Source organism: Streptomyces sp. NPDC050704 (assembly GCF_040654355.1).
GTDB lineage: Bacteria > Actinomycetota > Actinomycetes > Streptomycetales > Streptomycetaceae > Streptomyces.
Map to the genome: position 1 here is coordinate 22925 of NZ_JBFAHW010000115.1, position 10135 is coordinate 33059.

A 10135-nucleotide genomic window follows, 5' to 3' on the forward strand; every position below is an offset into this window, starting at 1 on the left:
GCCCGGGCCCCGGCGTGGACCTACGGAACAGTTCGGTCCGCATCCCCTGGCCAGGGGATGCGCGGCTCGGATTCGGACGCCGCCGTGGTGCGCGGCGGCGTTCACTCGACGGCTTGCGGGGCTCCACCCCGGCTATCCCACGTCGCAGGCCGAAGGCGAGTGCGTCCAGGGCTATCTCGCGTTCACCCACGGGTACAAGGCTGCGACAAAAGGACTCCTGGGCCACTGCGAGCTGGAAGGCGTACCGGCTGTCCTGCAGGAGTGTTCACGAATAGGTTGGGCCTGCGGTACGGGGAACGGTTTGAAATCGCTTCCCATCTGCTGTGTGATCGTTTCCCGTGGCTGGGACCGATTCAGTGTGCCCCTGCCTTCCACTCCTGAAGCCACGACGAAGCGTCCCGTCGATGATGATGAAGTTGCCCTCTCCCAGACCGACGAGGGCTTCGTGCAAGCCCGGCGCCCATGCGGCCAGCACCTCCACGGTCTTGCCGACGTAGCGCCAGGCTGTCGCTTCCGACACTCCGAAACCGGCGGCCACCTGGGCGAGGGTCTCGTTCTTCCGCAGGTGGGCCAGAGCCAGCAGGGCTTGCTTGAAGCCCCCCAACTTCCGCCAAGGCGTGCGAAGTTCATGCCTTCGGGCGTAGATGGGCCACGAGACGTGCTCAACCAGCTCGTACGGGACGTCGAGCATGGAAGGGTACGGAACCACGAAAGCCCCCGGCCGATGGCGTGCTGAGTGAGATCACCACACCATCGACGGGGGGCTTCGCCATGTCACCCCATCTGACCAGCCCATTTCATCCCCATGGCGCAGGATGAAAGAGGTTCAGTTACCGCGGGCGATCCACTCCGCGAGGTGGGGGGCTTCGGTGCTGATGATGGTGTTCTCGCCGTGTCCGGTGCGTACTTCCGTGGTGGTAGGCAGAGTAAGGAGTCGGTCCCGGATGGAGCGGATGATGGTGGGGAAATCCGAGTACGTCCGTCCAGTGGCGCCCGGGCCGCCGGCGAAGAGCGTGTCGCCGGTGAAGACGGTATTCAGTAGAGGCGCATAGAGGCAGATGCCTCCAGGGCTGTGGCCGGGAGTGTGAAGCACCTGTAGTTCGGTGCCGGCGACCTGTATACGCTGGTTGTCGGACAGGTAGCCGCCTGGATCGCGATCCGGATGGGTGTGCTTCCACAGCATCCGGTCGTCGAGGTGGACAAGGACGCGTGCTTCGGTCGCGTCGGCCAGGGCAGGTGCCGCGTTGACGTGGTCGTTGTAGGCGTGGGTGCAGACGATGGCCGTGAGCCGCCGGTCGCCGACGGCTGCCAGTATGGCGCCGGCGTCATGGGCGGCATCGATGACTACGGCCTCATGGTCGTCGCCGACGATCCAGACATTGTTGTCGACGTCCCAGGTTCCGCCGTCCAGGCTGAACGTGCCAGAGGTGACGACCCCTTCGATGCGAGCGCAGGCCATCAGAACGTCACCACCGAGCGCAGGACGTCGCCCTTGTGCATACGAGCGAAGGCGTCCTCGACCTCGTCCAGGGCAATGGCCTCGGTGACGAAGGCGTCCAGGTCCAGGCGGCCCTGGCGGTAGAGGTCGATGAGCATCGGGAAGTCGCGGGAGGGCAGGCAGTCGCCGTACCAGGACGATTTGAGGGCTCCGCCGCGCCCGAAGATGTCCAGCAACGGCAGTTCGAGTCTCATGTCAGGGGCGGCCTACGGCCTCGATGACGACGTCGGCTCCGAAGCCCTCGGTCAGCTCACGGATCGCCTCGACGGGGTCGGTCTTTACCGGTCCGTTCACAATGCCGACGGCCGAAGCAGGCTGTGCCGCCCCGACTATGTGTGTCGTCACGTGTCTAACTTGTCCTTCGGTTCCGGTGCCATCGGTCATTGAGTCTCCGCGGGCTCGGGTGACGCTGGTGCATCCTGCGGCGAATCGCCGCTCCAGGTAGGGCTTATAGGGATCCAGTCTGCTGGGCCGGGGCGGATACTCGCGGAAGGTGTCCTGCCAGCGTGCCGGCGTTCGCGTATCTGAGCACGGTGTTGAGGCCCCAGCCCAGGTGCCGGGCGATCGCCCGGCGTGAGTGACCTTGAGCAAGCAGCTCGTGGACCAGGGCGTGTGCTGCCTTCTTCCGCCCGGCCCGTCGACCCAAGGGTGCCGAGTCGTCCTGCGGCCGACCGGAAGCCCCTCCGGTGGCCTCCGGCAAAATGCTGCTGGGCGAAGGATTGCGCAGGCAGTCGCGGTGGGCGGCAACGCAGGTCTCCACGCCGGGGTGGCGAGTCAGCCAGGCGGCCAGCGGCCCGGCCTCGCGGGTCGGGAGTACGTCGACCACGCGATGGTCTTCGACGCTGGTCAAGACGGTGGAGTAAGTCTGGCCGCGGCGGATCGCGAAGTCGTCCACGCCCAGCACGCGCGGAGTACCGAACTGCGGATCGGGCAATGCAATGACCCTCCGTAACAAGGTCATCCGGTCGGCTCCGAAGCCCAGCTGGGCCGCCAGCCGGGCGCCGGCCCGCCCGGCCAGCGCGAGCCCCCCCCTCGCTCCAGGGCGCGGTTGAGCCGCGTGGTGAATCGTGCGTGCGGAGCGGCGAGCCGCGAGAACGGCTCGGCGAATGTCCGGCGCGGGCAGTCCGCCGCTCCGCAGATGAAGCGCCGGACCGTCAGCCGGATCACGAAGCCCTGCTCAGCGAGTGGAAGGTCCTTCAGCCTGCGCTGGTAGCGGTCGTGGACTCGGTCCGAGAAGCGGTCGCAGTCCGGACATACAGAGCCGGCCGCGCGGCCTCTCGCCGCCACCTCGACCGTGCCGAACGCGGCTGTGACCGCCTCGACATCCACATCATCGATTCCGTCGAACACCAGCCAGTCCCAGAACGGTGCATCGGTCTGCATGACCAGCACCATCACCGGCCACAACCGGCTGCGGCAGCGGGCGGCAGGTACCTGAGGGAGCGTCAACTCCGGGCGTTAGGCCACAAGGCGTACGCGGTCTCACGCGAACCCGTCTCCTCGCAATCGAACAACGGGTAACGCTCTGCGACGGCTCCCCAAGATCTTTGCCAGAACCCAAGAACCATCGACAAACGTTGCTCACCCCCGCTTACGAAACCAGGACGGCCTCTACCAGCTCCACCCACTACTCACCGGCGGAAAGGTCTCCTCCGCCGTCATGCTGATCCCGGAGATCAAGGCCGCCGAACCCGAGCGCTTCACCGAGCAGCGACGTGCCCGGTTCGCCGCTCAGGTGGCCAACCTCGCCGCTACTGGCTGAACAACCCCACCCGGGCCCCTCGCAGGCCCTCCAGCACTAGGCACGGTCCGGGCCCAGGGCGTCGCGGACGGCGGTCAGAATGGCCTCGGTGTCGGCGCCCAGGGCGCGGGCGGACGAAGTGAAGTCACGGGCGAGAGTGGCGAGTTGGACAGTGTGCGGGCGGGTCGGGCCGGGTGGCGGCGCCGCCACCCGGGTGCCCGCGCCCCGACGGGTGCGGATCAGCTCGCCGGCCTCCAGCTCACGGTAGGCGCGGGCGACGGTGCCCGGTGCCAGCCCGAGGTCCGTGGCCAGCTGGCGCACGGTCGGCAGCCGGTCGCCCTCGGCCAGCCGCCCGGTGACGATCAGCGCGGCGAGCTGCGCGCGGATCTGCTCGTACGGCGGGACCTGGCTGGTGGTGTCGACGCGGACGGCGGCCTCACTCATCGTCGTAGGACCCCTCTGCCGCCGCCTCGTCGGCGACGGCCCGCGGTGCCACCACGGTGACCAGGGACCAGACGGCGGTGAACAGGTTCAGCAGGGCCAGCGGGTAGAACACCCAGAAGGTGAGCACGCCCAGCGCGTTGGCGCAGCCCGTCTCCGTCAGCGCGAGGGAGACCATCAGCACGGCGTACAGCTGCTGGCTGGACACCAACAGGCCCCAGGCGCCGGTGACCGCCCACGCGCGGTCGCGGCGCTGCTGCTCCTCACCCGGACCGTGAGCGATGCGGCGCAGGGCCCAGACGCAGGTGGGGGTGGCTATGGCGAGCGCGCCGAACATCGGGAGGGTGTAGTACAGGCCGGGCCAGGGGCCGGCGGTCGCCCGCATCCCGTTGCAGGTGAGGGTGAGGACCTTCCCCGTGCTGAAGACGCGGTCGGGGTCGACGGAGGCCGTGGCGGCCGTGATCACCAGCAGGACGACGAGGGAGAGCCCCTGGAGGGCGATCAGGGGACCCATGTGCGGCGGCACATGGTCTCTGACCAGGCGTGGTGCGAGACTCGCGGTGCGTACCGCCTCCTGGGGGCGCAGGGTCAGGGCGTCGGCGAGCAGGACACCCGCCACCGCGCACAGGCCGAAGGCCGTGAGGCAGAACACGACGCGCTGCTCGAACTCGACGTCCCCCAGTGTGGACAGCGCCTGCGCGACCACGAGGCCGATGGCCAGACCGGACCAGCGGGCGTAGTGGTCGGCGTGGTCGAGCAACCGGTACTGGGGCGGGGCGGTGTCGAGCATGCGGAGATCCCCCCGGATCATCTTGTATCAAGCGGTGAGTACAAGATGCCGTGGCCGGGGATCTTGTGTCAAACATTCGATACAAGGCGGTGCGAGGGGAAGAACGGTTTCGGAGCGGGGCGGTTCCCGTGACGCGACGGGGGAGCGGCCGGCGGACGGGGAGGCGGCCGGTTCGACGGGGAGGCGGCCCGCGGTGGGTGGAGCCGCCCAACTTCTGGCCGACGTCGTAGTCGGCCAAGTGGTCGAAGCCGCGCGAGCGCCGGAGACTGATGTCATGGAGCTGCCCGAAGCGTACGAAGGCAGAGCTCAGGCGGAGCGCGAGGACGGCTCGGTCGTCTCGGTGTCCGCCGAGTTGACGGTCACCGAGGACCGCACCACAGAGAACCCGCCGAAGGGCCCGCTACCCGAGTGGACGGCCGAGCTGGGACCACTCACGGTGGACGGTGGCGAGCCACTACCTCTGAACATCGGTGAGCGACTCGTCCTCATCCTCGACGAGGACCGCAGCCGCTGGCCCTGCTACGTCAAGCGGTCGCACGAGCGCCGTAGGCAGCACACGGTGGTCTGGTACGAGGTCCGCGGAACATCAGCGTGACCCCAGGCCTTCGCGGCCGGGTCGAGGCCGGATCGCTCGTCCCGCAGACAGATCGGGAGCAGCCGTACGGGAGCCTCGACTATGCCCCGTGTCCGAGCGCACCGAGGGTCTCGGCGACATTGAGTGCGATCAACACCTGGGCGTGACCGACTTCTTCGGCTACCGCAGGCATCGGCTTGGTGTCGGCTGCCAGGCAGGCGAAGTACACCCGCGGCGGTGTGGGCTCCGGTTCCGGCCCAGGACTCAGGGCTCAGGGCTCAGGGCGATGACCGTCACGGCACCGGCGCAGATCAGCCCCGCTATCGCGGCGAGTCCTTTAACGCGGTTCACCGGTCGGCGCTGAAGTGGTCGAGGAATTCGTCGCTGCAGTCGTACGCGCCGACCGGGGTTCGTGTGAAGGACAACACGCCGTCGTCATTGCCTTCCTGCTTGGCTTTGGCCAGTTGCGTCTCGATGTCCGCGATGTACTCGGCGCACTCGGCGCTGACGGGCTTCTCGGGCTGCGGGTCAGGCGCCGGGGAGGTGTTGAGTGCGGCGGTGGCGGCTATAGCGGCCGCGCACAGCACCGCCCACGCGGCGACCCACGTGCGGCGGCTCATCCGTAACGGCTTCGGCATCCCGGCATCCTAGGAGCACCGCGCGGGCTGGCGGTGGTTGGTGCTGCGATCACCGCTCTGATCCGCGCCACGGTCCACCGCTGGTCCTCCCAGCCGTGCTCGGCAGGCCCGAGCGCCAACTCCTTTTCCAGTTCGGCGAACTGGCCATCGGAGAGCTTGGGCAGTTTCGGCGGCCCCGCAGAGACCAGGGCATCCATCCCGCCCCGCCGCCAGGCCCGCACACTGGAACAGGACCGCACTGACAGCCACCGCCTTCGTCGATACCGGAGTCAGGCGCAGCCCCGTGATGCAGAGGGTGTACCAGTCCATCGCCACCGTCAACTCGGCCTGCACCCAGCGCAACGTCTGCGGGTCGAACGCGAACACGTCCAGGCGGGTGGTGTCCATCAGCACGTACTCACCCGGCCGCGTCGGCCGCAGCTTCCCGTTCGGCCCCTCCCGGCGGGCGGCGATGTCCCTGTTGCGCTGCGTGCTCAGCCGGAACCGCGGATGCCGCGCCTCCAGCCCGGCCAGGATCCGAAACGCCGTCGCCCTGCTCGGCTGCCGTACGACCTCCGGACCGAACCGGGCAATCACCCGGGCCCGGGTGCGTTCGATCACCAGCGTCCGCGACGGCTTCGACTCACCCGTGTGCTCGACCATCACCTCCAACGCCGTCTCCACCCACCGCTGGTCGGCCGCGGGCCGCAGAGCCCCCGATCGCTTCCGCCTCGGTGCGAGGCCGGCCTCGCCATGCCGTCGAAAGTCGGCGAGCCACCGCTCGACGGTGCGTACCGTGACGCCGAGTTCTGCTGCCTTGGCCGCCTTCCTGCTTTCCATCGGCACCGACAGGCCGTACGGCTCCCGGGGTTCACCGCCGACCGCCAGCTCGGAGCTGCCCGAGCGGAAGCCGGTCAGAACCTCCCGCACATGACCGGCTCGCTCGATGGCCAACACGCGCTCGTCGTGGCTGAGCTGGTCGAGGATCACCGAGGCGATGTCCTCGGCATCCGTTCCAGAAGGACCGGGACCATCGGGGATCACGCGGGCGCGGTCGGAAAACAGCAGTTCCTTCAGTGTCAGGCGCTGTATACGGCCGTGCGCGTCGCTCAGGACCACCTCGTTGCCCGCCGTGGTCGCCGCCAGTTCGACCACCTCGAACGCCTGGCCGTCGTAGAGGAAGCGGGTTCCCACACCGACACGCGTACCAGCAGTGCCACTCACCGCAAGCTCCCCAGCACGGTCGAGGGCCCCAGCGGGAGGGCCAGGTCGAAGCTCAACTCGTGCGTCCACAGCAGATGGCACAGCGTGGCCTTCACACCCCTCGGCATGCCCAGCAAAACGCCCGACGGCATCCCCCAGCACGACACCATCCAACTGAGCGGCGCGTATCTCCCGAAGGAGGACGGGACTGAACAGCCAAGCACGGCGGATAACCCGCCAAGAAGCGGACGTTCTCCAGCTCTGTCCGTAACGGCTCACTCCACACTTCGTAACGCCAGCCGCGACACTCCACCGCCTGCCGGGTCCAGGCGAATGTGAGAGCCACCTCCGGCCTCGACAGCCGTCGACGCGGCTTGACGTCCACGACGACCAGATCCTTCTTCGCTGTCAGCAGGAAATCCGGGATGTGCTTACGCAGCTTTCCCTCTACTACAGATTCCAACAAGAACGGCTGGGCGGCAATGCACTGGACCCAGGGATCAAAATCGGCGAACAATAAACGCGCCAATTCCAGCCGCGATTCATACCTGACGTGAGAACGCGTGGTCGCCGACCAGTACGTCCCCGAGTAATGCCGTTGCCCCTGGTACCAGCGGAAGGTCCGCCACGGCACCGCTGACTCAAGAGCCTCAACCGTCACAGCCGCCCACGGCTGGTAGCGGATACCACCGCTTCGACTCCGAGTGCTGACCATGGCTTCCACAACCGCCACCCCCCGACCTTCTAGACGGCCCTGATCTTGGGGCTCCCGGCCTTCTGGCCCGGCATGACTTTTGCCCCCTGTCGACCATGACCCGGGGGTGGTCCTACGTTGTTGATGGGTCGGATGGGCTGTCGTACGGTCCGGAGGATCCAGTGGCCCCGGGTATGGCTTGGGGGTGGTTGCCTTCGATGGTTCCTGTGACACCTGGCCTCCCGGGGCCGCACGACGACTCGACCACTGATGAGGAGCTGCGGGCCATGCTCGACAAGCTCACGGCCAAGTACGGCCGGGTCCTGGTCGTCGTGGACCAGCCCGCCTCGATCGGTGCTCTGCCACTGGCCGTAGCCCGCGACGCGGGCTGCGAGGTGGCTATCTGCCGGGCCTGACGATGCGGCGGATCGCGGACCTCTATCCCGGTGAGGGCAAGACCGACGCCCGCGACGCGGCGATCATCGCGGACGCCGCCCGCACCATGCCCCACACGCTCCGCTCGATCGAGCTGACGGACGAAACCATCGCCGAACTCCACATGATCGTCGGGTTCGACGACGACCTCGCGGGCGAGGTCACCCGGGTCGCGAACCGGCTCCGCGGCCTGCTCACCCAGATCCACCCGCACCTCGAACGGGTCCTGGGGCCACGCATCCAGCACCCGGCCGTGCTCACGCTGCTGGAACAGTTCGGCTCGCCCAAGGCGATCCGCAAGGCCGGACGACGGCGCCTGATCACGCTGCTGCGGCCGAAGGCGCCCAGAATGGCCGAGCGGCTGGTCGAGGACATCTTCACCGCACTCGACGAGCAGACCGTCGTCGTCACGGGGACCGACGCAGCCGCGGTGATCGTGCCCAAGCTCGCGAAGAACCTGGCCGGCCTGCTCGACCAGCGCAAGGAACTGGCCGCGGACATCGAGGAGTTGCTCAAGTCGCACCCTCTTTCCGAGCTCCTGACGTCGATGCCGGGGATAGGCGTCAGGACCGGAGCCAGGATCCTCATCGACGTCGGTGACGGCACCGCCTTCCCGACCGCAGGCCACCTCGCCGCCTATGCCGGGCTCGCTCCGGTGACCAGGCGGTCGGGGTCCTCGATCCGCGGCGAAAGCCCGTCCCGCAGAGGCAACAAGCACCTGAAACGGGCCTTCTTCCTCGCCGCGTTCGCTCACTGTCCGACCCGGCCTCCCGGGCCTACTACGAGCGGAAGAAGGCCGAGGGCAAGCGGCACAAGCAGGCCCTGATGTGTCTCGCACGCCGCTGCGTCGACGTGCTCTTCGCGATGCTCCGCGACGGGACGTACTTCGAACCTCAAGCCGTCCCCCAAACCGCCAAAAACATCACCAATCAACCGACCCGCCCCTTGGCGAAAGAGATAGGGGCACCCCCCGCACAATGCCCATCAGCCGGGCCCGGCGGCTCAGCGGAGGACCCGGCCGTGACCCGGGTGCGGACGCCACCGCATGTTCGTCGGGGCGGATATAAACATGCTTGGTACAACAGCCGCTGGATGACGGTGAGTCAAGTGGTGAAGGCTGGGTGGGTGCCCCAAACCATTACCCCGGTCGCCGACTGCGACTTCGTCCTGGTGGCCCGACGAGCGGATGGGCTTGACGACCTGGCCCTCGAACCACACACGGCCGACAGAGCCTTGGACGTCATGCGCGCATCTCGGCACGCACGAAGACGTCGCGCCGCTCGCCAAGGCCACTCCATCCAAGGACAACCGCCTGCTCACCCTCGGTGCCCTCGCTCCAGTCCAGCTGATTCGTGCGTGACGCGGGCCGTTCCCGCCGGTCCACGGCTGGGGAGAGCCGGCCTGCGTGCCGAGCCCGGAGTCACCTGCCCGCCGTGCTCGACGCCCTCCGGTCGCCGAATCCACCCTGCCGGCCGACGACACGCCCCCTTGACTGCCTCCTGTTACCTGGAACAGCCCGTCTGAGCACCCGGTGCACCCTCGCGATCGACGCGACCACCGCTACACCCTTCACGGCCACCCGTACCCACACCGAGGGAGCGTGGACATGTCCACCGAACGTCCCGACCCAGCCTTGACTTCCCCCGCCGACCTCCCTGCGTCCCCCTCTGCGCCGTCGCGACGTACCTTTATCGCCACGAGCACGGCCATCGGCGGAACGGTCGTGGCCAGCGGCCTGGTCGCCGGGCCGCCTCCGCTCGGCACCGAGGCGGCGGTGGCTGCCGAGGCGGCTCCCGGCAGCCGCGTCTCCTTGACGGTCAACGGTGTCCGGCGCGCCGTCACGGTCGACAACCGCACCTCGCTCCTCGACCTGCTGCGCGAGCGCCTGGGCCTGACCGGTTCGAAGAAGGGCTGCAACGCGGGTGCCTGCGGGGCTTGCACGGTCCTGGTCGACGGGCAGCGAGTCAACTCCTGTCTGACGCTGGCGGTGCGTCTGGAGGGCGCCGAGGTCACCACCATCGAGGGCCTGGCCAAGGGCGACCGGCTTCATCCGTTGCAGCAGGCGTTCATCGACCAGGACGCCTTCCAGTGCGGCTTCTGCACACCGGGGCAGATCGTGTCCGGTGTCGGGTGCATCCAGGA

The 10135-nt window shown here is 68.2% G+C and carries 10 protein-coding genes and 3 pseudogenes; 3 read left to right on the top strand and 10 right to left on the bottom strand.

Annotation, left to right across the window (positions count from 1 at the left end; genetic code table 11):
* Positions 1–391: 391 nt before the first annotated feature.
* The 7 genes and pseudogenes from AB0I18_RS41905 to AB0I18_RS41935 all read right to left on the bottom strand — a co-directional run.
* A pseudogene (locus AB0I18_RS41905) lies at positions 392–749 on the bottom strand (transposase family protein); the annotation flags it as partial.
* Positions 750–826: 77 nt separating this feature from the next.
* Positions 827–1459, bottom strand: a complete 633-nt coding sequence (locus tag AB0I18_RS41910; RefSeq protein WP_363111015.1) for an MBL fold metallo-hydrolase — start codon at positions 1457–1459, stop codon at positions 827–829.
* Positions 1459–1774, bottom strand: a pseudogene (locus tag AB0I18_RS41915) (S-(hydroxymethyl)mycothiol dehydrogenase); the annotation flags it as partial. The gene AB0I18_RS41910 and the pseudogene AB0I18_RS41915, both read right to left, overlap by 1 nt.
* 172 nt (positions 1775–1946) lie before the next feature.
* The gene (locus AB0I18_RS41920) at positions 1947–2432 is read right to left on the bottom strand and encodes a helix-turn-helix domain-containing protein (RefSeq protein ID WP_363111016.1); all 486 of its coding nucleotides are present in this window, start codon (positions 2430–2432) and stop codon (positions 1947–1949) included.
* A 23-nt stretch (positions 2433–2455) separates the two neighbouring features.
* Complete coding sequence (locus tag AB0I18_RS41925) at positions 2456–2881, bottom strand: transposase family protein (protein ID WP_363111017.1); 426 nt, start codon at positions 2879–2881, stop codon at positions 2456–2458.
* 415 nt (positions 2882–3296) lie between these two features.
* A complete protein-coding gene (locus AB0I18_RS41930) occupies positions 3297–3683 on the bottom strand; it encodes a GntR family transcriptional regulator (protein WP_363111018.1) in 387 nt (128 codons plus the stop codon).
* Positions 3676–4470 (bottom strand): hypothetical protein, encoded by a 795-nt coding sequence (locus AB0I18_RS41935; RefSeq protein WP_363111019.1) that lies wholly within the window; start codon positions 4468–4470, stop codon positions 3676–3678. Before AB0I18_RS41935 ends, AB0I18_RS41930 begins: the two co-directional genes overlap by 8 nt.
* 274 nt (positions 4471–4744) lie before the next feature.
* Here AB0I18_RS41935 and AB0I18_RS41940 point away from each other — a divergent pair, with 274 nt between their 5' ends.
* On the top strand, positions 4745–5065 hold the full coding sequence (locus AB0I18_RS41940) for a hypothetical protein (protein WP_363111020.1): 321 nt from the start codon (positions 4745–4747) through the stop codon (positions 5063–5065).
* Positions 5066–5391: 326 nt separating this feature from the next.
* Here AB0I18_RS41940 and AB0I18_RS41945 read toward each other — a convergent pair whose 3' ends face one another.
* The 3 genes from AB0I18_RS41945 to AB0I18_RS41955 form a co-directional block, all read right to left on the bottom strand.
* Positions 5392–5682, bottom strand: a complete 291-nt coding sequence (locus AB0I18_RS41945) for a hypothetical protein (protein ID WP_363111021.1) — start codon at positions 5680–5682, stop codon at positions 5392–5394.
* 9 nt (positions 5683–5691) lie between these two features.
* A complete protein-coding gene (locus tag AB0I18_RS41950; RefSeq protein ID WP_363111022.1) occupies positions 5692–6885 on the bottom strand; it encodes a helix-turn-helix domain-containing protein in 1194 nt (397 codons plus the stop codon).
* Positions 6886–6976: 91 nt separating this feature from the next.
* Positions 6977–7579, bottom strand: coding sequence for a TnsA-like heteromeric transposase endonuclease subunit (locus AB0I18_RS41955; protein WP_363111026.1), 603 nt, complete (start codon positions 7577–7579; stop codon positions 6977–6979).
* A gap of 248 nt (positions 7580–7827) precedes the next feature.
* Here AB0I18_RS41955 and AB0I18_RS41960 point away from each other — a divergent pair.
* Positions 7828–8899 (top strand): annotated as a pseudogene (locus AB0I18_RS41960) (IS110 family transposase); the annotation flags it as partial.
* A gap of 700 nt (positions 8900–9599) precedes the next feature.
* On the top strand, positions 9600–10135 hold a 536-nt coding region (locus AB0I18_RS41965), incomplete at its 3' end, for a (2Fe-2S)-binding protein (RefSeq protein ID WP_363111023.1).